Source organism: Streptomyces sp. NPDC006733 (assembly GCF_040636125.1).
Lineage (GTDB): Bacteria > Actinomycetota > Actinomycetes > Streptomycetales > Streptomycetaceae > Actinacidiphila.
In genome coordinates this window covers 98675-124592 of record NZ_JBEYJD010000030.1, presented here as the reverse complement: position 1 = coordinate 124592, position 25918 = coordinate 98675, and the positions used below count along the sequence as shown (strand labels likewise).

22 protein-coding genes and 1 pseudogene are annotated in these 25918 nt (G+C 72.9%); 12 read left to right on the top strand and 11 right to left on the bottom strand.

The genetic code is table 11. From position 1 onward, the window contains the following. The 3 genes from ABZ721_RS25695 to ABZ721_RS25685 form a co-directional block, all read left to right on the top strand. The coding region (locus tag ABZ721_RS25695; RefSeq protein ID WP_358791049.1) for an acyltransferase domain-containing protein at positions 1-993 on the top strand (993 nt) is incomplete at its 5' end. A gap of 39 nt (positions 994-1032) precedes the next feature. Continuing rightward, entirely contained in the window at positions 1033-1818 is a 786-nt protein-coding gene (locus ABZ721_RS25690; protein WP_358791048.1) for an arylamine N-acetyltransferase, read from the top strand. Between the two features lie 34 nt (positions 1819-1852). Beyond that, on the top strand, positions 1853-3511 hold the full coding sequence (locus ABZ721_RS25685) for a bifunctional 3-(3-hydroxy-phenyl)propionate/3-hydroxycinnamic acid hydroxylase (RefSeq protein ID WP_358791047.1): 1659 nt from the start codon (positions 1853-1855) through the stop codon (positions 3509-3511). A gap of 8 nt (positions 3512-3519) precedes the next feature. On the opposite strand, the gene ABZ721_RS25680 is transcribed toward ABZ721_RS25685, so the two are convergent. Next, the gene (locus ABZ721_RS25680; RefSeq protein ID WP_358791046.1) at positions 3520-3984 is read right to left on the bottom strand and encodes a helix-turn-helix domain-containing protein; all 465 of its coding nucleotides are present in this window, start codon (positions 3982-3984) and stop codon (positions 3520-3522) included. Between the two features lie 122 nt (positions 3985-4106). Between ABZ721_RS25680 and ABZ721_RS25675 the strand changes: the two genes are divergently transcribed. Beyond that, entirely contained in the window at positions 4107-5648 is a 1542-nt protein-coding gene (locus ABZ721_RS25675) for an MFS transporter (RefSeq protein ID WP_358791045.1), read from the top strand. Positions 5649-5812: 164 nt separating this feature from the next. After that, on the top strand, positions 5813-6907 hold the full coding sequence (locus ABZ721_RS25670; protein WP_358791044.1) for a Gfo/Idh/MocA family oxidoreductase: 1095 nt from the start codon (positions 5813-5815) through the stop codon (positions 6905-6907). Positions 6908-6992: 85 nt separating this feature from the next. On the opposite strand, the gene ABZ721_RS25665 is transcribed toward ABZ721_RS25670, so the two are convergent. The 4 genes from ABZ721_RS25665 to ABZ721_RS25650 form a co-directional block, all read right to left on the bottom strand. Further along, positions 6993-7823: a DUF2306 domain-containing protein gene (locus ABZ721_RS25665; RefSeq protein ID WP_358791043.1), complete on the bottom strand. Its 831-nt coding sequence runs from the start codon at positions 7821-7823 to the stop codon at positions 6993-6995. Positions 7824-7845: 22 nt separating this feature from the next. After that, complete coding sequence (locus tag ABZ721_RS25660) at positions 7846-8070, bottom strand: ferredoxin (RefSeq protein WP_358791042.1); 225 nt, start codon at positions 8068-8070, stop codon at positions 7846-7848. A 5-nt stretch (positions 8071-8075) separates the two neighbouring features. Continuing rightward, complete coding sequence (locus ABZ721_RS25655) at positions 8076-9284, bottom strand: cytochrome P450 (protein WP_358791041.1); 1209 nt, start codon at positions 9282-9284, stop codon at positions 8076-8078. 71 nt (positions 9285-9355) lie between these two features. Further along, positions 9356-10861, bottom strand: coding sequence for an FAD-dependent oxidoreductase (locus tag ABZ721_RS25650; RefSeq protein WP_358791040.1), 1506 nt, complete (start codon positions 10859-10861; stop codon positions 9356-9358). A gap of 227 nt (positions 10862-11088) precedes the next feature. Here ABZ721_RS25650 and ABZ721_RS25645 point away from each other — a divergent pair, with 227 nt between their 5' ends. Beyond that, positions 11089-12285 (top strand): acyltransferase, encoded by a 1197-nt coding sequence (locus ABZ721_RS25645; RefSeq protein WP_358791057.1) that lies wholly within the window; start codon positions 11089-11091, stop codon positions 12283-12285. Between the two features lie 113 nt (positions 12286-12398). Here the strand turns inward: ABZ721_RS25645 and ABZ721_RS25640 are convergent, their stop codons facing one another. The 3 genes from ABZ721_RS25640 to ABZ721_RS25630 form a co-directional block, all read right to left on the bottom strand. Continuing rightward, positions 12399-13787 (bottom strand): class II 3-deoxy-7-phosphoheptulonate synthase, encoded by a 1389-nt coding sequence (locus ABZ721_RS25640; RefSeq protein ID WP_358791039.1) that lies wholly within the window; start codon positions 13785-13787, stop codon positions 12399-12401. Between the two features lie 36 nt (positions 13788-13823). Further along, positions 13824-14702, bottom strand: a complete 879-nt coding sequence (locus ABZ721_RS25635; RefSeq protein WP_358791038.1) for a shikimate dehydrogenase — start codon at positions 14700-14702, stop codon at positions 13824-13826. A gap of 128 nt (positions 14703-14830) precedes the next feature. Next, on the bottom strand, positions 14831-15541 hold the full coding sequence (locus tag ABZ721_RS25630) for a 4'-phosphopantetheinyl transferase superfamily protein (protein WP_358791056.1): 711 nt from the start codon (positions 15539-15541) through the stop codon (positions 14831-14833). 174 nt (positions 15542-15715) lie between these two features. On the opposite strand from ABZ721_RS25630, the gene ABZ721_RS25625 reads away from it, so the two are divergent. From ABZ721_RS25625 to ABZ721_RS25610, 4 genes and pseudogenes are all read left to right on the top strand, one after another. Beyond that, positions 15716-16396, top strand: a complete 681-nt coding sequence (locus tag ABZ721_RS25625) for a peptidyl-tRNA hydrolase (RefSeq protein ID WP_358791037.1) — start codon at positions 15716-15718, stop codon at positions 16394-16396. 182 nt (positions 16397-16578) lie between these two features. Further along, positions 16579-17944, top strand: a pseudogene (locus tag ABZ721_RS25620) (DUF692 domain-containing protein). Between the two features lie 14 nt (positions 17945-17958). Then, positions 17959-18942, top strand: coding sequence for a TIGR04222 domain-containing membrane protein (locus ABZ721_RS25615; RefSeq protein ID WP_358791036.1), 984 nt, complete (start codon positions 17959-17961; stop codon positions 18940-18942). 116 nt (positions 18943-19058) lie between these two features. Next, positions 19059-20630, top strand: coding sequence for an alpha/beta hydrolase (locus ABZ721_RS25610; RefSeq protein WP_358791035.1), 1572 nt, complete (start codon positions 19059-19061; stop codon positions 20628-20630). Positions 20631-20651: 21 nt separating this feature from the next. Here the strand turns inward: ABZ721_RS25610 and hemQ are convergent, their stop codons facing one another. After that, entirely contained in the window at positions 20652-21386 is a 735-nt protein-coding gene (gene hemQ, locus ABZ721_RS25605; protein WP_358791034.1) for a hydrogen peroxide-dependent heme synthase, read from the bottom strand. 4 nt (positions 21387-21390) lie between these two features. Next, the gene (hemG, locus tag ABZ721_RS25600; RefSeq protein WP_358791033.1) at positions 21391-22833 is read right to left on the bottom strand and encodes a protoporphyrinogen oxidase; all 1443 of its coding nucleotides are present in this window, start codon (positions 22831-22833) and stop codon (positions 21391-21393) included. A gap of 150 nt (positions 22834-22983) precedes the next feature. On the opposite strand from hemG, the gene ABZ721_RS25595 reads away from it, so the two are divergent. Beyond that, the gene (locus tag ABZ721_RS25595; RefSeq protein ID WP_358791032.1) at positions 22984-23964 is read left to right on the top strand and encodes a DUF4349 domain-containing protein; all 981 of its coding nucleotides are present in this window, start codon (positions 22984-22986) and stop codon (positions 23962-23964) included. 18 nt (positions 23965-23982) lie between these two features. Here the strand turns inward: ABZ721_RS25595 and hemE are convergent, their stop codons facing one another. Continuing rightward, positions 23983-25026: a uroporphyrinogen decarboxylase gene (gene hemE / locus ABZ721_RS25590; RefSeq protein ID WP_358791031.1), complete on the bottom strand. Its 1044-nt coding sequence runs from the start codon at positions 25024-25026 to the stop codon at positions 23983-23985. A 90-nt stretch (positions 25027-25116) separates the two neighbouring features. Between hemE and ABZ721_RS25585 the strand changes: the two genes are divergently transcribed. Further along, positions 25117-25743, top strand: a complete 627-nt coding sequence (locus tag ABZ721_RS25585) for a DUF3000 domain-containing protein (RefSeq protein ID WP_358791030.1) — start codon at positions 25117-25119, stop codon at positions 25741-25743. Positions 25744-25918 lie beyond the last annotated feature (175 nt).

The following is a 25918-nucleotide window of genomic DNA, read 5'->3' as shown; positions in this document are numbered from 1 at the left end:
CTGGAGATCGCCGCCGTCAACGGCCCCCGGTCCACCGTCGTCGCCGGCGAGCCCGCCGCACTCGACGCCTTCCACACCGCGCTGACCGGCGAGGGCGTCCGCGCCCGCAAGGTCCCCGTCGACTACGCCTCCCACACCAGCCACGTCGAACGCATCGAACAGGAGCTGGCCCGCGTGCTCGCCGGCCTCACCCCGCACACTCCCCTCATTCCGATGTATTCCACCCTTGACAATGCCTGGCTCGGGGACAGCACCCCGCTCGATGCCTCCTACTGGTACCGGAACCTGCGCCACCCGGTGCGATTCGCCCAATCCACCCGAGCACTGACCGCCCAGCACCACCGCGTCTTCATCGAAGTCAGCACCCACCCCGTCCTGACCACCGCCATCCAGGAGTCGTTCGGCACCGGCGTCGCGGCCTCGCGCTCCGTCGCCGTCGGATCGCTCCGCCGCGACGACGGCGGCCTGCGGAGGTTCCACACCTCCCTGGCCGAGCTCCACGTGCGGGGCGTGCGCGTGGACTGGGCGCCGGTGTTCGACGGTGCCGCGCCCCGGCGCGTCGACCTGCCCACGTACGCCTTCCAGCGGCAGCACTACTGGCTCAAGACGGTCCGGCCCGCCGCGAACGCCGAGGACACGACCGTGCCGTCCATAGAGCAGCAACTCGAGGAGACCGAGATGCCAGAAGAGGAATCGATCACCGACCGCATCGCGGGGCTGACCGCGCAGGAGCAGACGGCGGCACTGCTGGAGCTGGTGCGCGCCGAGGCGGCCGTCGTGCTCGGCCACCCCACCCCCGACGCCATCGAGGACGACGAGGGCTTCTTCGACGTCGGCTTCAACTCGCTGACCGCCGTGGAGCTGCGCAACCGCATCGCCGCGGCGATCGGCTCCGAGCTGCCGGTGATGCTGCTGTTCGACCAGCCCACGCCGTCGCTGCTGGCCGAGTACCTGCAGCAGCAGCTGCAGCAGGCCGCCGTGGAAGTCGGCTGATCCCCCCGCCACTGTCTTTCGATCACGAGAGGTTCCCGCATGTTCGACGTCGATGACTACCTGGTGAAACTGGGCTACTCCGGGCCCCGTACACCCGACCTGGAGACCCTGCGTGTCCTGCACAAGGCCCACCTCATGGCCGTGCCCTTCGACAACCTGCTGAACGAGGAGCGCGGCACGGCGATCTGGACGGGCGTGAACATCGACGCCGACGCCGTCTTCGAGGAGGTGATCGTCGGCGGGCGCGGCGGGGTCTGCTACGAACTCAACGGACTGTTCCGCGAGTTGCTGACCCGGCTCGGGTTCGAGGTCGTCATCCTCTCCGCGGGCGTCCGCGGCCCGGACGGCAGCTACGGCCCCGAGCTGGAGCACCTGTTCAACGGGGTGCGGATCGGCGAGGACTGGTACCTGGCGGACGTGGGCTACTCGGGCCCGTCGCTCATCGAGCCGGTGCGCGTCTCCGAGGAGCCGCAGGAGCAGTACGGCTGCACCTACCGGGTGACCGAGTCCGACGAGTTCCTGGTGCTGGAGCGCAAGCCGCTGGAGGGCGAGTGGGCACCCGTCCACCGCTTCCTGCCGCAGCCGCGCCGGTTCGTCGAGTGGACGGGCGACAACCCGGGCCTGGAGGCGTACGCGAAGACCATCGCCGCGCACGTCACGTACATCCGCGGCCGGGCGCTGGAGAACGGCCAGATGACGCTGACCGGCCGGCGCCTGCTGACGGTCGAGGACGGCCGCGAGAAGGTGCGCGTCCTGATCAAGCCCGAGGACTTCGACGCCGTGGTGAAGAACATCCTGCTGCAGGACCAGCCCGTCACCGCATGACGGCGGCGGACCGAAGGAAGGAAGGGAGTGAGCCATGCACGCGTCACCGGTGAGGGACGGTGCCTCCCGCGAGGACGATGCGGACCTGCTCGTCGTCGGCTACGGCCCGGTCGGGCAGGTGCTGGCGAACCTGATGGCGCAGCGCGGCTGGAAGGTCACGGTGGTCGAGCGCCATCCCCGGCCGTACACCATGCCCCGTGCGGTGGCCTTCGACGGGGAGGCGGCCCGGATCCTGGCCGCCGCCGGCGTCGGCGACCACCTGCGAAGGGTCGGTGAGCCCTCCGGGGACTACCTCTGGCAGAACGGCAGGGGCGAGGACCTGCTGTACATCGGCGCCGCCGAGGAGCACGGCCGCAACGGCTGGCCGGAGTCGACCTCCATGTACCAGCCGGGCCTGGAGAACGCGCTCGCCGCCCGCGGCGCGCGCATCCCCGGGCTGAAGGTGCTGCGCGGCTACGAGGCGGTGGAGCTGACCGAGCACGACGACGGCGTCGAGCTGGTCGCCCGGGATGCCGACGGCGGGCGCCGGTCGATCGCCGCCCGCTGGATCGTGGGCTGCGACGGGGCCAACAGCTTCGTCCGGGACCGGATCGGCACCGGCGCCAACGACCTGGGCTTCGCGCACGACTGGCTGATCTGCGACGTCGTGCTGCACGACGCGCGCTCGTTCACGCCGAACAACCTCCAGGTGTGCGACCCGGACCGGCCCAGGACCCAGGTGTCGGCGGGCCCCGGCCACCGGCGCTGGGAGTTCATGCGGCTGCCCGGCGAGACCAAGGAGGAGCTGAACACCGTCGAGACGGCCTGGCGGATGCTCTCCCTGTTCGGGATCACCCGGGCCGACGGGGTCATGGAGCGGCACGCCGTCTACACCTTCCAGGCGAGCTGCGAGCTGAAGTGGCGCTCCGGGCGGATGCTCATCGCGGGCGACGCCGCCCACCTGATGCCGCCGTTCGCCGGGCAGGGCATGAGTTCGGGCTTCCGGGACGCGGCCAACCTCGTCTGGAAGCTGGACCTGGTGCTGCGCGGCGTGGCCGATGAGGCGCTGCTCGACTCGTACACCACCGAGCGGTGGGCGCACGTGCAGCACGCCATCGGGATGTCGGTCAACCTCGGCAAGGTCATCTGCCAGACCGACCCGGTCGCCGCGGGCGACCGGGACACGATCATGATCGCGACCCGGGAGCGGAACCTCGCCCGCCCGCAGCAGTCCCCCTTCCAGCCGCTCACCAAGGGGCTGCTGGGCAGGACCGAGGCGGGCAGGAAGCTGCCGGGGGCCGGCGACCAGGTGCCGCAGCCACGGGTGGCGCGCGGCGCCGCCAGCGGGCTCTTCGACGAGATTGTGGGCCGTGGCTTCGCCCTGGTCTCGCTCGACGATCCGCGGGACGTACTGGACGTGGGCCGGCTGGAGTTCCTGCAGAGCATCGGCGCGCACCTGGTGCGGCTGCTGCCCGCCGGCACGCCCGTCGAGCAGGCGCGCGGCGGCGCCGTCGTCGACACCGAGGGCACGTACACGGCGTACCTGGACGGCATCGGGGCGCGTACCGTCCTGGTCCGCCCGGACTTCTACGTGTTCGGCGGCAGCACGGACGCGGAGGGCACCCTGCCGCTCGTGGACGCGCTGCGCGACGCCCTTCCCCAGAGCGCGCTCACCGGCCCCGCGGCGGGGCCGCGAAGCCGGTGGTCGGTGTGAGTGCCGCCTCAGGCCACCCGGCCGGCGACCGCCAGGTGGTCGCGCGGCGTACCGGCCGCGCTCTCGCCCGCGGCGCGGCCGTAGGCGACCCGCGCGTCGTCGATCTCGTGCCGGTGCCGCTCCGCCCAGCCGGTCAGCGCCCGCAGGGAGTCGTAGAGCTCCCGCGCCATGGGCGTCGCCGTGTACTCGACCTTCGGGGGCACGGTGGGGTACACCGTGCGCGTCAGCAGGCCGTCGCGCTCCAGGTTGCGCAGGGTCAGCGTCAGCATGCGCCGGCTGATGCCCTTCACCTCGCGCTCCAGCTCGGTGAAGCGGGCGGGCCCGCGCGTCGTGACGAGCAGGATGCCGATGCTCCACTTGCCGCTGATCCTGTTCAGCGTCTCCAGCACCGAACAGGCCTCCTGCGCACCGGGAGTTTCGCACTCCGCAGCGGCTCCGACCTGCTCTGTCACACCGGTGTTCCTCTGGGACATGAAAGTGCCTCCTTCCGCTCCGTTCCATGGTCCCAGATCATGGTCTCTGTAACAAGACATGCACTGAGGAAACGATCTGTGCCCAGCCCCGTCCGACCCGACCACACGAAAGAAGCAAAGTCGTGAATCCGACAGACACCACGCAATCCAGCTCGCGCGGGCTGGCGCTCGGCGTCCTCTGCGCGATGCAGCTGATGATCGTCCTCGACGGAACGATCGTCACCGTCGCCCTGCCGACCATCCAGAACGAACTCGGCTTCTCCCAGTCCGGCCTCTCATGGGTCGTCAACTCCTACCTGATCGCGTTCGCCGGCCTGCTGCTCCTGTCCGGGCGGCTCGGTGACCTCATCGGCAGCAAGAAGGTCTTCCTCGGCGGCCTGGTGACCTTCACCGCCGCCTCGCTCGTGTGCGGCGTGGCGAACAGCGAGGGCCTGCTGATCGCCGGCCGGTTCGCCCAGGGCGTCGGCGCCGCGCTCGCCTCCGCGGTGGTGCTCGGCATGATCGTCGGCCTCTACCCGGAGCCGGGCAAGCAGGCCAAGGCGATGGGCATCTACAGCTTCGTCTCGGCCGGCGGCGCCTCGGTCGGCCTCATCGCCGGCGGTGTCATCACCGAATCCCTCGGCTGGCACTGGGTGTTCCTGGTGAACCTGCCGATCGGCGTGGTCGCCTTCCTCGCGGGCATCAAGCTGCTCGCCACCACCGACGGGCTCGGCCTGCGGGCCGGCGCCGACGCCATCGGCGCCATCCTGGTCACCGGTGGTCTGTCGCTCGGGGTCTTCACCATCTCGCAGGTCTCCGAGCCCAGCCAGAGCGCCGGGCGGCTGCTGACCTACGGCGCGATCTCGATCGTCCTGCTCGCCGGCTTCGTCCTGCGGCAGGCCAAGGCGAGCCGTCCGCTGCTCGCCCTGCGCATCTTCCGCAACCGGGAGATCTCCGGTGCCAACATCGTCGTGATCCTGGTCTTCGCGGCCGGCTTCGGCTTCCAGTTCCTCAACGCCCTGTACCTGCAGCGGGTGCTCGGCTTCGACTCCATGCAGACCGGACTCGCCTTCCTGCCCGCACCGCTGGTGATCGGCACGATGTCGCTGTTCTTCTCCGTCAAGCTCACGGTCCGCTACGGCACCCGCCGGGTCCTGCTGACCGGCCTCGCCGCCCTCGCGGTCGGCCTGGTCCTGCTCAGCCGCGCACCGGTCGACGGCAACTACTGGCAGCACGTGATGCCGACGCTCATCATCCAGGGCTTCGGCATGGGCCTCGCGGTCCCGGCGGTCATGATGCGGGCGATGTCCGGCGCGGCCCCCGAGGACGCCGGTCTCGCCTCCGGCCTCAACAGCACCGCCCAGCAGTCCGGTGCGGCCGTCGGCCTCGCCGTCCTGGCCACCGTCGCCACCTCGCGCAGCAACTCGCTGCTCGACAAGGGCGCGGAGAACGTCTCGGCGCTGCGTGACGGCTACAGCCTGGCCTTCCTGTTCTCCGCCGCGTTCGTGGCGCTGGGCTTCCTGGCCACGTACTTCATCCTGAAGGACGCCCCGAAGGCCGAGCCGCTGCCCGAGGCGGCTCCGGAAGCGGCTCCGGCCCTGGACGGGCGGCAGGACGCCGTCTCCGCGCAGAACACCGCGCAGAGCACCGCGCGGGCCGCCGGCGAGACCGTCGCGGCGAAGTAGCCCCACCGGGCGGCGGAACCCCACGACCGACCGGGGCGTGGCCGGCACACGTCGGCCACGCCCCGGTCGTTCGCGTCCCGGGCGCCCCCGCCCCCTCCCCCCGGCACCACACCTCATGAGCACGAAGCACCCAGCACCCAGCACCGACAGAGAAGGACATGGACGTGGCTGACAAGATCCGAGTCGGAGTCGTCGGAGCGCACGCGGGACGGGGGTGGGCGCGGGCGGTCCACCTGCCGGCGCTCGCCGCGCACCCGGAGTACGAGGTGACCGCGGTCGCGGGCACCAGCCTGGAGTCGGCGCGGGCCGCAGCCGGCGCCTGGGGCGCCGAGCACGCCTTCGACGACGCCGAGCAGCTGATGGCGCACCCGGACGTGGACCTGGTCACCGTCGCCGTGCAGCTGCCGCAGCGCGACGGGCTGGTCGAGGCGGCCATCGCCGCCGGCAAGCACGTCTACAGCGAGTGGCCGCTGGCCCTGTCGGCGGACGTCGCGGAGCGCTTCCGCGAACTCGCCGACCGCGCCGGGGTACGGCACGCGGTCGGCCTGCAGAGCCGGCACCATCCGGCGGTCCGCTACCTGCGCGACCTCGTGGCCGAGGGGCGGGTGGGCGAGGTGATGTCCACCTCGCTGACGTACTCGCTCGGTTCGCCGGAGATCTGGTCCCAGCGGTACGCGGCACTGTTCGACCGCACGAAGGGCGTCAACCACCTGGCCGTCGTCGGCGGCCACTCGATGGACATGTTCCGGTACGCGGTGGGCGACTTCAGCCAGCTCTCGGCGACGCTCGCCACCCGCATCACCCGGGTCACCATGGAGGAGACCGGCGAGCAGATCGAGGTCACCTCGCCGGACCAGATCGTGGTCAACGGGCTGCTGGAGTCCGGCGCCGCCGCGTCGGTGCACATCATGACCGGCGGCCCGCGCGGCGCCGGCTTCCGCTTCGAGGTCCACGGGCGGGCCGGCCGAATCGTCATGCGCTCCACGGACGACAACCTGGTCGGCCCCGAGTTCACCCTCGTGCTCGCCGAGGGCGGGGAGGGGCCGAAGCCGCTGGCCGTGCCGGACCTCTACCGCCCGGCGCTGCCCGACGCCTCCCCGGCGGTGCGCAACGTCCACCAGGTCTACACGGACCTCGCGCGCGCCATCAGGACGGGCGAGCCGGCCGAGCCCGACTTCGGCACCGCGGCCCGGATGCACCGGGTCCTGGACGCCATCAAGCTCTCCGCGGCGACCGGCGAACGCCAGCACCTGTCCTGAGCCGCGCGGGACACCCGCACACACCACTGCCGGGCCGCCTCCGGGGAACGGAGGCGGCCCGGCAGTCGTGCCAGGGGGTGGCGCGTCAGGAGGCGGCGGAGGACGGGGCGGACGGGGACGGGGACGGGGACTTCGACGCGGCTGCCGCGGCTGCCGCGGCCGCGCGGCGGCGGGCGAGCCGGGCCTTGTTCCGGGCACCGGAGCCCCGTTCCACGATCCACCACTCGGCGATCAGCAGCGGAATGATCCACCCCGGCCACGAGGCCAGGCCCGCGCGGGTCTGGCCCCACTCGATCAGCTCGGGGATGTTCTGGGTGACGGGCGGCGGCAGGATGGTGTGGTCGTAGATCACCCCGAGGATCCGGCTGACGATGATCGACAGCGTCAGCGCGAAGCTGCGGATCATCCACCTGCGGTGGTCGGTGTACCGGCGCTGCCGCGCCATCCGGAAGCCGGCGACGGTGCAGGCGATCCAGAGCACCGAGGTCGTCATGGTGCTCAGCTGCATCGAGAGGCCGGACGGGCTGACGTAGGCGACGACGATGGCCGTGACGCCCGCGGGCAGCACCCCGGCGAACACGTACAGCCGTCCGCTGGTGCGGTGCACCACCGGGTAGTGCTGCCGCAGCGACGGCCACACCTGCAGGCAGCAGCAGGCCATGGCCACCGAGCCGAAGATGACGTGGGCCACCAGGACGGCGTAGTGCAGCGGGAAGTCCGGATTGGCGGGGATCTTGGACTGCGCGGGGTCGAAGGTCAGGTACCGCGGTACCGAGTGCAGGAAGAAGACCGCGCACACGGTGGCCAGCGGGCCGACCCACGGACGCCGCCACCACGGGGTGCCGGGAGGTCTGCGGACGTCCGTCGGTATCGGTTCACCGGACACCAGATCCGGCTCGGTTGTTGTGGTTGTCACGACCGTTCTCCTGCCTTTCGGCTCAGTCGCCGGCCGACAGGGTCTCGCCGGTGGCCTTGTCGGTGATGCGGATCGCCCGGTAGGGGCAGTAGTCCGCGGCGTCGAGTACGTCCTCGTCGGGCTCGATCCACTCCGCTACCGGGATGGACTTGGCGTCGACGAGCCGGAAGCGGTCGGGGAGGTTGCCGTTGCACAGCCCCGCCCCCATGCACACGCGGTGGTCGACCTCTACGTGCCAGGTGCTCATGGCGTTCACCACCGCACCGGCAGGCCGCTCACCCCGCGGACGACGTTGTCGACCTTCCAGGGGACCTCCTCGGCGGGTACGGCCAGTTCCAGCGTCGGCAGCCGGCGGATCAGGGTCGACAGCGCGATCTGCAGCTCGATCCGGGCCAGCGGGGCGCCCAGGCAGTGGTGGATGCCGTGGCCGAAGGCCATGTGCGGGTTGTGCTTGCGGGTCAGGTCGAGCTCCTCGGGACGCTCGAAGACCCGCTCGTCGCGGTTGCCGATCGCGGGGAAGATCATGACCGCCTCGCCGGCCCTGACCAACTGGCCGCCCAGCTCGATGTCGGCGGTGGCGATGCGGGTGTTCTCGGAGTACGGGCTCAGCGGGGTGTAGCGCAGCAGCTCCTCCACGGCGGTGGGGACCAGCTCCGGGTCGTCCAGCAACTGCTGCCAGTAGGCGGGGCGAGAGAGCAGCGTGTAGAGGTAGTTCGCCAGCTGGTTGGCCGTGGTGTGGTGGCCGGTCGCCAGCAGGGCGATGCCCATGGTGATCAGCTCCTCCTCACTGAGCCGGTCCTCGTCGTCGCGGGCCGAGACCAGGGCGGAGAGCAGGTCGTCGGTGGGCTCCGCCCGGCGCTTGGCGATCAGGGTCGCCAGGTACTCCGGCAGCCGCTCGAAGCGCGCCTCGTTCATCTCCTCGAGGGTGTAGGTCTCGCCCACCGTGAGCCAGGTGTCGATCCAGCCGCGGAACTTGTAGTGGTCCTCCAGCGGCACGCCGAGCATCTCGCAGATCACCGTGATGGGCAGCATCCAGGCGAACCCGCTCGCCAGGTCGCCCTCGGTACGGCCCTCGGCGGTGAGCCGGTCCAGCAGGTCGTCGGCGATCTGCTGCGTCCGGGGCCGCATCTGCTCGACCCGGCGGACGGTGAACGCCTTCGCGACCAGCTTGCGCAGCCGGCCGTGCTCCGGGTCGTCCATGCTGACGATGTTCTTCTCCTCGTAGGCCTTCCGTACCCGGGGTACGTCCTTGCCCACGGTCTCCGCGCGGCTGAAGCGGGGGTCGGCGAGGACGACCTTGATGTCGTCGTACCGGGTCGCCAGCCACGCCTCGCCGCCGTACTGCATGTTGACGCGGGTCAGTGCCTGCTCCGCGCGCAGCTCGGCGTACTTGGGGTGGATATCAACAGCCTCGGCCGGCGCGAAGGGGTAGTTCACAACTTCGCTGTCGGTAACCGTCATCAGACGTCAACCTTCCTTTGTGTGCGTGACGTAGCTGGTCCGTCGGTCCGCTCGGGCGGGATGACGGCGGGTCAGGCACCGATGGCGCGCGGGTGCGTGAAGAAGTTGTCCGGGTCGTACCGCTTGTTGACCTGGAGCAGGCGCGGGTAGTTCTGGCCGTAGTAGGCGGCCTGCCAGTCGGGCAGCAGCGGGTCGGGGAAGTTGATGTAGGAGTGGCCGTTGGAGAAGGGCGCGACGGCGTTGAAGCCCTTGGTGGTCCACGCGATGGCGGCCGCGGCGTCCTCGGGGGTCGGGGTGGCGCTCTGCAGCGCGATGCCGTAGCCGACGTGGAAGAGCGCACTGCGGTGCAGGTACGCGGTGGCGGTCGGGCTGGGGTCGGCCGCCGCGCCGCCCAGGCCCATGAAGCTCAGGTAGCGGGTCTGCCCGGGGCGCCGGTCGGCGTCGAACGCGGCCAGGGCGGCGGCCGAGGCGGCGGCGTCGAAGGGCTGCTCGATCATGCGGGTGCGCATGCGCTGCCAGGGGGTGCGGGCCAGCACGGCCTCGACGCTGGCCTCGTTGGCCAGGCCGTAGACGTGGTGCATGCCCTCGTCGTACGGCAGGTCGAGAACGGTGCTGCTGGCGGGCGTGCGGCCCACCTGCGCGCCCAGCTCGGCCAGCTCGGCGTCGGCCTGGGACTTCGGCCCGTAGAAGCAGCCCTGCTGCAGGATGAACGGGGCGTTGCCCTCGGCGGCGTCCGGCACCACGATGATGACCTGGGCGCTGCTGTTGCGCGGCGACTGGGCGTACCACGCCTGCCAGGCCGGCAGGAACTCCTGGGCGTCCTCCCAGTTCCAGATCTGCTCGTAGAAGACCATCCGCGGCGCCGAGATGGGCCGCACCTCGAAGTCGAGGACGACGCCGAAGTTGCCGCCGCCACCGCCGCGCAGGCCCCAGAGCAGGTCCGCGTGCTGGGTCTCGGTGGCGCGGATGACGGTGCCGTCGGCCAGCGCGACCAGCGCGGAGACCACCCGGTCGCTGCCGATGCCGTACGCCCGGCTCTGGTAGCCGATGCCGCCGCCGGAGAAGAAGCCGCCGGGGCAGACCGTCGGGCAGGTGCCCGTGACGATCTGCTGGTTGTAGGGCTTGAGGGCGGTGACCGCGTCGATGCTGTGGGCGCCGGGGCCCAGGTGCACGGTCGGGTTGCCGCCGCCCTTGATGTGGTTGATGCGCGAGACGTCCAGCACCAGGCCCTCGCCCAGCGACCAGCCGGCGAAGTTGTGGCCGCCGCTGCGGGTGCGCAGCGACAGGCCGTTGTCCCGGGCGAAGCGGATCGCGGCGGTGACGTCCCCGACGGACTCCCCGTACACGATGCCGTCCGGGGTGATCGCGTCGAACTCCGCGATCTTGTTCTGTTTCGCCGTCGGATAGGCGGCGTCGGCCGGAAGCACCACATCGCCCTGTATGCAGCTGCGCAGCCGCGCCCAGTCGGGGCCGGCGGCCCTGCTGCCCGCGGCGGCGGCCGAAGCGGCGTTCCCGACGACCGAGGCCCCCAGGGCGAGTGCTCCTCCGGTGCGAAGCAGAGACCTTCTGTTGATCATCGTTCCTCCGATGAAGAGATAGATAGCGAAATCACGAGAATCCCCCGTCGATTCGCGGCGAGACTAACCCGCCGGAGCGGGCCCGTAACTCCCCTTATTCGCCCGGCACTTCGCGGCCGGCAATGGCTGAAAAGAGAGGGGGGTGATACGGGACTGTTCGAACGTGCGGGCTACCTAAAATCGCCGTGAACCCTGGCAGCGAGAGGAGCTCGGACGTGCCCGCAACCATGCCGGTCGTGGATTCCGATCCACGAATACCGGAGCGCACCAGTCTCAATTCCCTGACGGGCATGCGGCCTTTTGCCGCACTGCTCGTCTTCGCGATTCACATACTGCAGCCCTTCGACCCGATCAAGCCGACCGGGCCGATCAACCCCTTCGGCGACAAGGACGTCGCCGACGGCCTCTACGACTTCTTCGCCCCCGCCGGCTACCTGGGGGTGTCCTTCTTCTTCCTGCTCAGCGGCTTCATCCTGACCTGGTCACTGCGGCCCGGGGACCGGGTGACCCACTACCTGCGGCGCCGGCTGGTCAAGATCTTCCCCAACCACCTGGTCACCTGGGGCATCGCGCTGGCCCTCTTCGCCGGCGCCTACGCCCCGGTGGGCGCATGGCTCTCCAGCCTGTTCCTGGTGAACTCCTACAGCACGGACGCCGCTCTCCAGATGGGCGTCAACCCGCCCGCCTGGTCGCTGTGTTCCGAATTGCTCTTCTACATGCTGTTCCCGCTGGCGCTGCTCGCGGTGAGCCGGATCCGGCTGAACCGGCTGTGGCTGTGGGCCGGCACCATGGTCGCGTGCACGGTGGGGGTGGGACTGGTCACCACCTATATCGTCACCGACTCCCCCAAGAACCCGATCATTCCGCTCTCGATGACGCAGATGTGGTTCAACTACACGTTCCCGCCGATGCGCCTCTTCGAATTCATCCTGGGCATGCTGCTGGCGCGCATCGTCATGGCGGGCAAGTGGCCGCGCATTCCCGCCGCCGCCGTCCTCGGTCTGCTGGTGGCCGGCTACGCCGCCGCGCTCTACGTACTGCCGCCCTTCAACTTCGTCTCCGCCACGATCATTCCGTTCAGCGTGGCGATCGGCGCCGCGGCCTCCGCCGACATCCGGGGGGCGCGCACCTACCTCAACGGCCGGTTCATGGTCTGGTTCGGAAACGTCTCCTTCGGCTTCTACATGTGCCAGGGGATCGTCGTCTTCTGGGGCCGCCCCGCACTCCTGGGCGCGGACACCTACAGCACCCCGGTCGCCGTCCTCGTGGTGATCGGCTACTTCCTGGCGACCCTGCTCGCCGGCTGGCTCCTGCACGTCCTGGTGGAGAAGCCCGCCATGCGCGCCTGGAGCCGGTCCCGCAGAACCCCGCCGCGGAGCGATCCCGCCGCGCCGCGGGAGGCGGAGCCCGTCGCCGCCGGCTAGCCGGGGTGACGACCGCACCGACCACCGCCTGCGCCGGGCTCCGACCGAGCCCGCCGCGGGCGGTGGCGTGCCGGGGCCCGCCCGGCCGGCCCTCAACGGCCGGACGGGCCCGGTCATCCCCGCACCAGCTCGGCGACGAGGAAGGCCAGCTCCACGGACTGCTGCGGGTTGAGCCGCGGATCGCAGCTGGTCTCGTAGCGGCCGGCCAGCGCGGTGTCGTCGATCTGCTGGGCGCCGCCCAGGCACTCGGTGACGTGGTCGCCGGTGAGCTCGATGTGCAGCCCGCCGGGGTGGGTGCCGAGGTCGCGGTGGACCTGGAAGAACCCCTTGACCTCGTCGAGGATGTGGTCGAAGTGCCGGGACTTGTAGCCGCTCGCCGTCTCGTGGGTGTTGCCGTGCATGGGGTCGCACTGCCAGATCACCCGGTGGCCGGAGGCCGTGACCTTCTCCACGATCGCCGGCAGCACCTCGCGGATCTTCCCGTACCCCATCCGGCTGATCAGCGTGAGCCGGCCGGGCACCCCGTCGGGGTCGAGGCGCTCCACGTACTCGGCCGCCTGCTCCGGCGTGGTGGTCGGCCCTATCTTGAGGCCGATGGGATTCGCCAGCATCGCGGCGAGGGCGATGTGCGCGCCGTCCGGCTGCCGGGTGCGCTCCCCGATCCACAGGAAGTGCGAGGACAGGCTGTACAGCCGCTCCGCGCCCTCGGGGCCCGCGGCCCGCAGCAGCCCCCGCTCGTACTCCAGCAGCAGCGCCTCGTGGCTGGCATAGATCTCCGTGGTGTGCAGGGCCCCGTGGTCGACGTTGCACGCCGACATGAAGCGCAGGCCGTTGTCGATCTCCGCGGCCAGCGCCCGGTAGCGCTCGCCGGCCGGGGAGGTGCGGACGAAGTCGCGGTTCCAGTCGTGCACCTGGTGCAGGTCGGCCATGCCCGCCGAGGCCATGGCCCGGATCAGGTTGAGGGTGGAGCCGGAGTGCGCGTACGCCTGGAGCATCCGGTTCGGGTCGGGGATCCGTGCTGTCGGTGTGGGGGTGGCGGAGTTGACGATGTCCCCGCGGTAGACCGGCAGTCCGAGGGTGTCGCTGCTGTTCGAACGGGGCTTGGCGTACTGGCCCGCGGTGCGCCCCACCTTCACCACCGGCAGGCTGGCCGCGTAGGTCAGGACCACGGCCATCTGCAGCAGGGTGCGCAGGTTGCTCTGCACGTGGGCCTCGGTGTTCCCGGCGAACGTCTCCGCGCAGTCGCCGCCCTGCAACAGGAACGCCCTGCCCAGGGCGACCTCCGCGAGCCGGGTCTGCAGCCGGTCGACCTCGCCGGGCACGACGAGCGGCGGCATCCGCTCCAGCACGCCGCGGGCCTCGCGGACCGCTTCCGGGTCCTGGTACTCGGGCTGCTGGGCCGCGGGCAGCGCGAACGCCGCGTCCGCGCGCGCCCGCAGTCGGGCCGGCAACGGGTCCCGCACCGGCGGTGGTTGGGGCTGGGTCGCGATAGCTGGTGACATACCGAGCAGCGTAGGAAGGGGCGGCACACTGACCGGTTATCGCGCAGTAACCGCCCGGCCACTGAACCGGTCGCGGGCCGCCGGGCGCTCGGATCGCGCCAGTTCGTCCAGCCCGAAGAACTCCCGGTAGAGCGCCAGTTGCTGCGCCAGCATCGGCGCGCCGTACTGGGTGCGCAGCCCGCGCGCCTCGGCGGCCCGCAGCAGCGGGGTGACGCGCGGCTTCATGATGATGTCCGCCACCACCGCGCCGTCGGGCAGCCGGGCCGGGTCGAAGGGCAGCGGGTCGGCGGGGTTCAGCCCCATCGGGGTGGCGTTCACCGCGATGTCCGCCGCCTCCAGGGTCGGCCGCGCCGATCCCGTCACCCGTCCCGGCCAGTGCTCCGCCAGCTGCGCGACCAGCGCCTTCACCCGCGCCAGGTCGCGGTCCCAGACGGCCAGTTCCGCTCCCGCGAGCAGCAGCGCGACGGCGATGGCGCGCCCGGCGCCGCCCGCGCCCGCCAGCGCGATCCGCTTGCGGTACGGGTTGTGGCCCGCGGCGAGCAGCCCCCGGACGAAGCCCTCACCGTCGAAGTTGTCCGCGTGCCAGGCGCCGTCGGCGGCCCGCCGGATCGCGTTGGTGCCCCCGCTCAGCTCGGCGGCGGGGCTGACCAGGTCGGCGAAGCGCAGCGCGGCCGCCTTGTGCGGCACGGTGATCAGCAGCCCGTCCACGTTCTCGGTGCGCTGCAGCCCGGTGACGACCTGCCGCAGGTTCTCCGGGCGGGCGTGCACGGGCACCAGGACGGCGTCCGCGCCCAGCTCGACGAAGAGCGGGTTGACCATCGACGGGGCCTGGACCTGCGCGACGGGGTCGCCGATGACCGCGAACAGCCGGGTCGTGCCGGTGATCCGCGGGTTGCCGGTGCTGGTGCCGTCCATGACGCTCCTCGCTGGGCCGGGGCTGTCGGCCGGGACCTGGACGGCCCGGCCGTGGCCGGAATGCGGCTGAAATCAGCCTCGCAGGAGTCCGTTCGCGATACCGGACCGGCGGCGGAGACAGGGAGGTGTTAGGGGGTGGGTGAGGCGGTCCCGCGGGGCAGGGAAGGCTGTCCGCCGGTTCGGCGCGGGTCGGCCGCGGCGACCGCGGCGGCCCGGTCCTCCCCCACGGCCACGTCGGCGACGGTCCAGCCCGCCGGGCCGGTGGCGGGCGCGTCACCGGTCCCCACGTAGTCCAGCGAGGGGTCGCGGCCGAGGCCGATGCCCAGCCCCTTGAGGTACGCCTCCTTGCGCACCCACGCCCGTGCGAAGGCGGCGGGCCGCTCGGGCGGGCGCAGGGCGTCCAGTTCGGCGATCTCCACCCGGTGCAGCACGGCGGCGACGTCCGCGACCGCGTCGGCCGACGGGACCGTCTCCACGTCCACGCCGACCGGGGTCGCGGCGACCGCCAGCAGCGCGAAGCTCCCGCTGTGCGACAGCGAGAAGTGCACCGCGCCGCCCTCGACGGCCGGACGCCCGTGCGGCCCGCCGCACCCCGGGCACGCCTCGCGGACCAGCACCACGTCCTGCGGCGCCGTGCCGAGGTGGGCGCCGAGCAGCAGCCGCAACCCGACGTGCGCGGCGCGGTAGCAGTCCCGGTCGGCGTCGGCTCGGAAGGCCGCGGCGCTGCGCAGCTCCCGCGGGTCGAGGACGCCGGGCGCCAGCCGGGCCGCGAAGGCGGCGTGCCGGGCCGCGTCCACCAGCCACAGCCGCGGCGGGTCGCCGGGGGCGGGAAGCGCCATCGGCTCGACGGGCAGCACCGGGTCGAGCTCACTGGGAACGCGTATCGCGGCCGTATCCACCGGCTCATCGTAGATCGCCGGGGTTCCCGGCCGGGCGGATCCGGCCGCCCGCCCGGCCGCGGGCCCCGGGCGGCCGGACGCGTCGGGGACCGGACACGGTGGCAGACTGGGGCCGTGACCAGCATCGACCGCGACGCCGCGCCCCAGTTCGTCCTCCCGCTCGTCGTCCGCATCGAGAAGGACGACCCGCCGGCGCGCACCGACGCCCTGGAGACCGCGGCGCGCGCCGTGCTGACCCTGCTGTCGGACGAGCGGGCGACGGGCGAGGGCGAGTGGGCCGAGGCGGTGCGGGACTGGCAGGACGCCCGGATCCGCAAGGTCGTACGGCGGGCGCGCGGCGCGGAGTGGCGCCGCGCGGGGTACCTGCCCGGCATCACCGTGACCGGGAAGGAGGCCGAGGTGCGGGTCTACCCGCCGGTCCCGCTGGACGGCTGGCCGAAGGTGCTGGCGAAGCTCCAGGTCTCGGGCACCGAGCTGGACGACCCCGAGCCGCCGCTGCCCGCCGAGGAGGGGCTGCCGGTGCTGTGGATGAGCCCGGAGCTCGACATGTCCGCGGGCAAGGCCATGGCCCAGGCGGGCCACGGCGCGCAACTCGCCTGGTGGGAGCTGACGGACGCGCAGCGCACCGCCTGGCGCGACGCCGGCTTCCCGCTCGCGGTCCGCACCGCCGCGCCCGCCGACTGGCCCGCGCTCACCGGCTCGGGCCTGCCCGTGGTGCGCGACGCCGGCTTCACGGAGATCGTCCCGGGCTCCTGCACCGTCGTCTCCGACTTCCGCCCGGTCGCCCGTACCTGACACCTCCGGGCGGGCGTCACCACTCGGACGACGGACCTTCGTGCGGGGCTGCCGCCGTACCGGCTTCTGGCATGCCAACCTCAAATCAAGCTCTGAACCGGGCGCCGGCAGGGTTCGCCCCGCCCCGGCGGGGTCATCACCCCGGCACGGCGTGCGTGTGCGGTGACGCGGAGGGGGACGGCATGAAGGACTTGGGTACGGGTATCGGGTGGCGGCCGGAGATCGCGGACGCGATCGACGAGCTGCCCGGGGTCGACTGGGTGGAGGTCGTCTCGGAGAACCTCTGCGCCGACCACCTCCCCGAACCGCTCCGGCGGCTGCGGGAGCGCGGCACGACGGTGATCCCGCACGGGGTCTCGCTGGGCCTCGGCGGCGCGGAGCGCCCGGACCCCGGACGGCTGGCGGCACTCGCCGCGCGGGTCGGGCTGCTGGGGGCGCCCCTGGTCACCGAGCACATCGCGTTCGTGCGGGCCGGCGGCCCGCTGACCGGCTCGCCCCGGCTGGAGGCCGGCCACCTGCTACCCGTGCCCCGCACGCGCGACGCGCTCGACGTGCTCTGCGCCAACGTCCGCGTCGCGCAGGACGCGCTGCCCGTGCCGCTCGCGCTGGAGAACATCGCGCCGCTGCTCGGCTGGCCCGACGAGGAGTTCACCGAGGGCGAGTTCCTGTACGAGCTGGTGGAGCGGACCGGCGTGCGGCTGCTGATCGACGTCGCCAACCTGCACACCAACCACGTGAACCGGGGCGAGGACCCGGTCGCGGTCCTCGACGGCCTGCCGCTGGAGGCCATCGCCTACGTGCACGTGGCGGGCGGCGTCGAGCGCGACGGCGTCTGGCACGACACGCACGCCCACCCCGTGACGCGGCCGGTGCTGGACGTGCTCGCGGCGCTGTACGAGCGGACCACCCCGCCGGGCGTCCTGCTGGAGCGGGACGACGACTTCCCGTCCGCGGCCGGGCTGGCCGCGGAGCTGAGCGCGATCCGCGCGGTGTGCTCGGCGGAGCGGCCCCGGGAGGCGCACTGTGTCTGACACCGCCCGCACCCCGGCTACCGGCCTCGCCGCCGACCCTGAGAACGGCCCCGAGAACGGCGTCACCACCGCCACCCGGCAGCGGCTCGCCCTCGCGCAGACGGCGCTGCTGTCCGCGCTGGTGGCGGGCACTCCCGTACCGGAGGGCTTCGACCGCGGCCGGATCGGCGTCCAGTCGCGGGCCCTGGCGGCCAAGCGCGCGGACGTGACCGCCAAGGTCGCCCCGGAACTGCCGCGGATCCTCGGGGACCGCTACCGTCCCGCCTTCCTGCGGTACGCGGCCGCCCACCCGCTGGAGGGCGGCTACCGCCTCGACGCGCTGCGCTTCGCGGAGCACGTGCTGGCGGGCGGGGCGCCGGGGCTCGACGGGACCGCCCGGGGGCTGCTGGACGACTGGTGGCGCGAGCGCTCGGGCCCGGCCCCGCTCTCCGCGGCCGCCCGCTCCGGCCGCTCCGGCCCGCTCGGCCGGTTCCTGGGCCTCCTGGGCGCGGCGCGCACCGCGCTCGCGGGGCGGTGACCGCGATGCCCGTCATGGACGCCCTCACGCTCGCCGTGTACCTGCTGATCGCCGCCGCCTCGGCGTACCTCGTCGGGGAGAAGGTCCGCGCCCGCCGCTTCACCCGCCCGTACCGGGGCGAGGCTCCCCGGGACCCGCTGGAGACCGCCTTCCTGTCCGGCGGCCCCGGCCGGGTCGCGGACACGGTGATCGCGGCGATGCACGGCGACGGCCGGATCGCCGTGACCCCTCCCGGCCGGCTGACCGTGATCCGGCCGGTGGCCCAGAACCCGGTCGAGGTCGCCCTGCTGGAGGCTGTCGGCGCCGAGTGGGACGGCGGCCTGCGCCAGGTCCGTACGGCGGTTCTCACCGGTCCCTCGGTGCAGTCGATCGGCGACCGGCTCGCCCGCCGCGGCCTGTTCTTCCAGCCCGCGGTGCACAGCCGGTGGCAGCGGGTCTCGACGCTCTACAAGACCGTCTGGTTCCTGCTGCTGTTCCTGTCGCTGGCGGAGGTGATGCCGCACCTGGTCGTCGGCTCGGGCCTGCCGCTGGTCCTGCGGGTGCTGCCGGGTCTCCTGCTCGGGCTCCTCGTCCTCCTGCTGTGCTCGGCGCCCCGCGGCAGGCTGACGCCGGCCGGCCGGCGGGTGCTGAACGAGCTGCGCCTGCGCCACCGGCCGCCGCACCCTCGCCGCCCCGTCCCCGGCACCTCCGACCCCATGGTGCTGTTCGCCCTGGCGGGGGCCGCGACGCTCCAGGACGACATGCTGCGGGGCGAGTTGGCCCAGTCCTCGCAGCCCGCCTCGGAGCCGGGCGCCTGGGGTGACGCGGCGGGCGCCTGGGCCGGCGGGGGCGGGGGCTGCGGGGGCTCCGCGTCGGGCTGCGGTACGGGCTCCGGTGCCGGTTGCTCTTCCGGTTCGGGTTCCGGCTGCTCGTCCGGCTCCGGTTCCAGCTGCTCGTCCGGCTCGGGGTCCAGCTGCTCGTCCAGCTCCGGTTCCAGCTGCGGCAGCAGCAGTTCGTAGGGCCCGCGCCGGACCGGCGGGAGTGGTCGGGGGCGACACCCGCCGCCGGTCCTTTACTTCGCCCACCACCGCCCCAAGGATCCCTTTTGTCATGACCTGACAGGAGAGGATCCTTTGTGCGATCGATCGCGCTGTACGGCGTCGCAGGAACCCTGACGCTGAGCACCCTGGCCATCGCTCCCCCGGGCTCGGCCGCCGTCGCACCGCCGTACGGCGACCGGGTGGCCGAGGCGCGCGGCGCGGTCGTCGCCGCCGAGCGCGCCGGCCGGGCCGGGGTCGCGTTCGGCGCCTGCGCCAAGGCGACCCGGCTGCCCGCCCCGGTCCGGTGCGGCACCGTGTCCGTGCCGCTGGACTACGCCCGGCCGGACGGCGAGCAGCTGAAGCTGGTCGTCAGCCGGGTCGCCGCCACCGGAAAGGCCGGCGAGCGGCAGGGCGCCCTGCTCTACAACCCGGGCGGGCCCGGCGGTTCGGGGCTGTACTTCCCGCTGTTCAGCGCCCTGAAGGTCAAGGAGTACGCCGAGGTCGCCCGCGCGTACGACTTCGTGGGCTTCGACCCGCGCGGGGTCGGCCAGTCCGCGCCCGTCTCCTGCGAGGACCCCGCCGACCACCTGAAGGCGCCCACCCGCGACCCGCGGCCGACGGGCGAGCGGGACAAGCAGGCCCGGATCGCGGACGCGAAGGCGTACGCCGAGGGCTGCGAGGAGCGCTCGGGGCATCTGCTGCCGCACCTGACGACGCTCGACAGTGCCCGCGACCTGGACGTCATCCGCGCGGCGCTCGGCGAGCGCGGGCTCACCTTCTACGGCGCCTCCTACGGGACCTACCTCGGCGCGGTGTACGCGACGCTCTTCCCCGGGCACGTGCGCCGCATGGTCTTCGACAGCGTCGTCGACCCCGACCCGCGCCAGATCTGGTACCGGGCCAACCTCGTGCAGTCCGCCGCCTTCGAGACCCGCTGGGCGGACTGGCGCGACTGGGTGGCCCGGCACGACGCCGTCTACCACCTGGGCACCGACCGGCGGCAGGTGCTGACGGCCTACGACGCGGTGCGCGAGGAGCTGGCCGTGCGGCCGGCCGGCGGCGTGGTCGGCCCCGGACAGCTGCAGAGCACGTTCCTCGACGCCGGGTACTACGACAGCACGTGGGCGGACCTGGCCGGCATCCTGTCCGCGTACGTCCACGGCGACCCGAAGCCGCTGATCGCCGAGGCCACCCCGAACCCGGCGCGGGCCGCCGCCGGCGAGAACGGCAACGCGGTCTACACGGCGGTCGAGTGCGCCGACGCCCCCTGGCCGCGCGACTGGTTCACCTGGGACCGCGACAACACGGAACTGGCGCGCACCGCCCCCTTCGAGACCTGGGACAACGCCTGGATGAACCTGCCGTGCGCCTTCTGGAAGGGGCCGCACCGGCAGCCCATCGAGGTGGGCGCGTACGGCCGCGAGCTGCAGCCGGTGCTGCTCGTCGCCGCGGAGCGCGACGCCGCGACCCCGTACCAGGGCGCCGTCGAACTCCAGCGCCGGCTGCCCGGATCCGTGCTCCTCACCGAGCGGCGCTCCGGCTCGCACGGCGTCGTCTACGGCCCCAACGCCTGCGTCAACCACCGGGTCGACGCGTACCTGCTGCGCGGCGAGACGGGAGGGGGCCACACGCTGACGTGCGGCCCGCACCCCGAGCCCGTGCCGTAGGCCGGGCGCCCTGCGCCAGGCCTACGCCAGGCCCGCCACCAGCTCGCTGATCTCCTTGCGCCGCCCGGTGTAGAACGGCACCTCCTCGCGTACGTGCATCCGTGCCTCGGACGCCCGGAGGTGCCGCATCAGGTCCACGATGCGGTGCAGTTCGTCCGCCTCGAAGGCGAGGATCCACTCGTAGTCGCCGAGCGTGAACGACGGGACCGTGTTGGCCCGCACGTCCGGGAAGCCGCGGGCCATCTTGCCGTGGTCGGCGAGCATCCGGCGGCGGTCCTCGTCCGGCAGCAGGTACCAGTCGTACGAGCGCACGAACGGGTACACGCTGACGTAGTCGCGCACGGTCTCGTCGGCGATGAACGCCGGGACGTGCGACTTGTTGAACTCCGCCGGGCGGTGCAGCGCCATGTTCGACCACACCGGGACCAGCGCGCGGCCGAGCCGGGTGCGGCGGAAGAGGTTGTAGGCCTCCTGCAGCGCGTCGGAGGTCTCGGAGTGCCACCAGATCATGAGGTCGGCGTCCGCCCGGAGCCCCGACACGTCGTAGGTGCCGCGCACCGTGACGTCCTCCGCGGCGAGCTGCGCGAACAGCTCCTCCACCTCGTCGGCGTATCCGGAGCGGTCCTCGGGCAGCACATCGCGCAGCCGGAAGACGGACCAGAGGGTGTAGCGGACGATCTCGTTGAGATCCTTCGCCTTCTTGCCGGCGTTCGGAGTCCTGTCCGGGGCGTCGGGGGCAGCAGTCGAGTCAGTCATGCCGTCATTCTCCCGTGCCCCGCGCGCCGCCCGTCGCCCGGGTCGCGGCCAGGGAGGCCAGCACCTCGTCGGCGGCCCTGCGGGAGCTGGCGACGCAGGCCGGAATCCCGACCCCGTCGTAGACCGCGCCGCAGACCGCGAGCCCCGGCAGCTTGCCGACCTGCTCGCGGATCCTGGCGACGCGCTCGACGTGGCCGACGGGGTACTGCGGCAGCCCGCGGTCCCAGCGGGTGACGCGGGCCGCGACGGGCGCGGCGGACAGCCCGATGGCCTCGCCCAGGTCGCGCCGCGACAGGCGGACGAGGTCGGTGTCGTCCCAGGCGAGGTCCGCCTCGTCGCCGTGCCGGCCGACGGAGGTGCGCAGCACGAAGGTGTCGGGTCCCGCCTCGTCGATCCAGCCCCACTTGTGGGAGGAGAAGGTGGACGCCTTGATCGTCCGGCCGTCGACCGGCGGCACCAGGAAGCCGGTGCCCTTCGGCATCCGCAGCACGTCGCGGCGCCGGAACGCCATGGTGACCAGCGCCATGCTCGCGTACTCCACCGCCGACAGCTCCGCGGCGGCGACGGGCGACTCGGCCGCCAGCAGCCGGGCGGCGGCCGGGGCGGGCGCGGCGATCAGGACGGCGTCCGCGTCGAGCACCCGGTCGCCGACGGTGACCTGCCAGCCGTCCGCGGTGCGCCGCAGCTCCCGGGCGGCGGCGTCGGTCTCGATGGTGACGCCCGCGGCCCGGCACGCCTCGGCGACGGCGAGCGGCAGCTGCCCGACGCCCCCGCTGATGCCCATGAAGACCGGTCCGGCCGGGGCGGCGGCGGTCGCGCGCCGCTGGACGCCGCGCACGGCCTCGATGAGGGAGCGTCCCGACCTGGCCGCCTCGAAGAGCTGCGGCATGGCCGCGCGCAGCGAGATCCGGTAGGCGTTGCCCGCGTAGACGCCGCCCAGCAGCGGCTCCACCAGCCGGTCGACGACCTCGTGGCCGAGCCGCGCGGCGACGAACTCGCCCACGGCCACGTCCTCGCCGATCCGGGTCCGCGGCAGCACGTGGTCCAGCGGCAGCCGGGCCAGGCCCGCGGGCGACAGCAGGCCGGAGGCGGCCAGCGGCCCCAGGTCGCCGGGGACGCCCATGACGTGCCCCTGCGGCATGGCGCGCAGCCGGCCGCGGGTCCACAAGGCGGCGCCCGCGGTCGCGGGCGGCTGCAGCCGGTCGCCGAGCCCCACCTCGCGGGCGAGCGCGACCGCTTCGGGGCGGCGCGCGAGCATCGACTCGGCGCCCAGGTCCACGGGGACGCCGGCGATCTCGTCGGCGTACAGCTTTCCGCCGAGCCGCGCCGAACCCTCCAGCACCGTCACCCGCGCGCCGCCGCCGGCCAGGTAGTGGGCGGCGGCGAGTCCGGAGACCCCGCCGCCGACGACGATCACATGCCCTGTTCCGCGGTGTGTGTCGGTCATGCCCTCCACTGTCCCAGATTCCCGAACGAGCTCTGAACGTGACCGCTTCGGGACCGCTTCGGGATCCCGGAACCGAAACCCGGTCCGACCCCCGCCCGTCGTAGGACCAGCACCGGTCGCACTCCGGTGAACGACCCCAGGGGGAGTTCGATGCGCCAGCCGACCAGCAGCCACAGCACGCACCGCAGACGGCGGACGGCCCTCGCCGCCGCCCTGCTCGCCGCCGCCCTCACGATCGCGGGCTGCGGCAGCGCCGGGAAGAACGGGGACACTGCATCGAAGTCCGACAGCGGCGCGGACAGGGCCGCGGGCGCCCCGCGGCAGGCGGACGCGCCGTCCGCGGCACCGTCCGCGGCACCGGGCGCCGCGAAGGGCGCCACCACGAGGACCCCGGCCGCGTCCCGGAGCTACGTGGTGCGCACCGCGACGCTGAGCGTCGAGGCGAAGGACGGCGTCACCGCCGCGCTCGCCGCGGCCCGGGCCGCGGTCACCGGCGCGGGCGGGTACGTCGGCAACGAGAACACCACCCGCGACAGCGACGGCACGGAGCACTCCAGCATCACGCTGCGGGTGCCGCCGGAGAGCTACGACAAGGTGCTGAACGATCTCGCGGGCCTCGGCAGGCTGATCGAGCGCAAGGTCGCCACCGAGGACGTCACCGGCCAGGTGGTGGACGTGGAGAGCCGGATCCGCTCGCAGCAGGCGAGCCTGGCGCGGGTGCGGGAGCTGATGAGCCGGACGACGCGGCTGAGCGACGTCGTCACCCTGGAGGGTGAACTCAGCACCCGCGAAGCCGCCTTGGAGTCCCTGCAGGCGCAGCAGGCCGCGCTCAGGGAGCGCACGGACCTGGCGACGATCACGCTGGTGCTGTCCGCGCCGCGGCACCCCGCCGCCGCACCGTCGGCCGAGAAGGAGGACGGCTTCCTGGACACGGTCGGCAACGCGCTGGCCACCGGCTGGCACGCCTTCTCCGTGACCGTGCGCGGCATCCTGGTCGTGCTCTCGGTGGCGCTGCCGTTCGCGGTCGTGGCCCTCGCCGGCTGGTTCGCCTTCGTCGCCGTCCGCCGCCGGCTCTCCCCCGCACCGCGCGTGGTGGCGGCGCGGGCGGAGGAGGGCACGGACGACGAGTAGCGGGCCCGTCCGGCCCGCTCAGACCTCGGTGGTGCGGTGGACGAAGTCGACGAGGCGGGTGAGGGCGTCGGGGTCGGTGCTGGGCAGGACGCCGTGGCCGAGGTTGAACACGTGTCCCGGCAGGTCGGCCGCCGCGTGCAGCACCTCGCGGGTCTTCGTCTCGACGGCGGACGTCGGGGCGAAGAGCACCGCCGGGTCCAGGTTCCCCTGCAGCGCCTTGCCGGGGCCGACCCGGCGGGCCGCCTCGTCGAGCGGGACGCGCCAGTCGACGCCGACGACGTCCGCGCCGGCCTCGCCCATCAGCCCGAGCAGCTCGCCGGTGCCGACACCGAAGTGGATGCGCGGCACGCCGTAGCCCGCGACGGCGTCGAAGACCTTCACCGAGGACGGCATGACGTAGCGCCGGTAGTCGTCGGGCGAGAGCGCGCCGACCCAGGAGTCGAAGAGCTGGACGGCGCTGGCGCCGGCCTCGATCTGCACCTTGAGGAACGCGGCGGTGATGTCCGCGAGCCGGTCCAGCAGGTCGCTCCACAGCTCGGGGTCGCCGTACATGAGCGCCTTGGTGCGCTCGTGGTTGCGGGACGGGCCGCCCTCGACGAGGTAACTGGCGAGGGTGAAGGGCGCGCCCGCGAAGCCGATGAGCGGGGTCTCGCCCAGCTCTGCGGTGAGCATCCCGATGGCCTCGGTGACGTAGTGCACGTCGTCCGGCTCCAGGGCGCGCAGCCGGTCGAGGTCGGCGCGGGTGCGGATCGGCTGCTCGACGACCGGGCCGACCCCGGGCTTGATGTCGAGGTCGAGGCCGATGGCCTTGAGGGGTACGACGATGTCGCTGAAGTAGATGGCCGCGTCGACCTTGTGGCGGCGCACCGGCTGCAGCGTGATCTCGGTGACCATGTCGGGCCGCATGCAGGAATCCAGCATGGCGGTGCCCTCACGGAGCTTGAGGTACTCGGGCAGCGATCGGCCGGCCTGCCGCATGAACCACACCGGGGTGTGCGGCACGGGCTCGCGCCGGCAGGCGCGGATGAACGGGGAAGCAGCGGTCTGCTGGTGCGCACTCACGCCTCGAATCTTCGCACGCGCCGCGATGCGTCCCGCGCGCCCGGGTGTTGCTCCACCCGTGGAGGCCGCGAGCGGCCTAGTCTTCCGGGCATGGCAGCGGTTCACGGGCACCTTGCGGACGGGGACGGGGCACCGCTCTCCTTCCAGCGCGCGGTCGACGCGTTGGGATCCGCGCGGGTACGGCCCGAAGTGGAGATCGACACGACAGCTCCGCCCAAGCGTCTCGCGTCGTACGCGTACGCGCTGGAGGCGGCGGTCGTGGTGGACGGCGAGGAGCTGGCGGACGGCCGGCTCATCCTGCTCCACGAACCCGACGGCCACGATGCCTGGAACGGCTCGTTCCGGCTGGTGACGCTGGTGCGCGCCGATCTGGAGCAGGAGATGGCGGTGGACCCGCTGCTGCCCGAGGTGAGCTGGTCCTGGCTGACCGGCGCCCTTCAGGCGCGGGGCGCGGAGTACATCGAGCCCAGCGGCACGGTCTCGCGCAGTTCCTCGCACTACTTCGGCGGGATCGCGGAGCGGCCCGACACGACGGCGATCGAGATCCGGGCGTCCTGGACGCCCACCGAGGTCTCGGACGGCGTCCCCGGCATCGCGGACCACCTCGCGGCCTGGTGCGACCTGCTCTGCGCGTGCGCGGGGCTGCCGCCCACCGAGGGCCACGAGGCGCAGTACCTGCCCGGCGGCGTCGTGCCGATGCCCAAGCGCCGCGGCTGACCGCCCGTTCGGTTTTCGGGTTTCACGGGGGCTTTCGTGGTGTTCCGCTGCGTCCGGGGCGGGCGCTCGACTTGATCTTGTTCGATCGAGCGTCCGATTTGCCGGAATTGTTACCAACAAATCGTGATCATTCCCTAAAGGCCGGAGCAATTGCTGCCGAAGGATTGGGTGACCC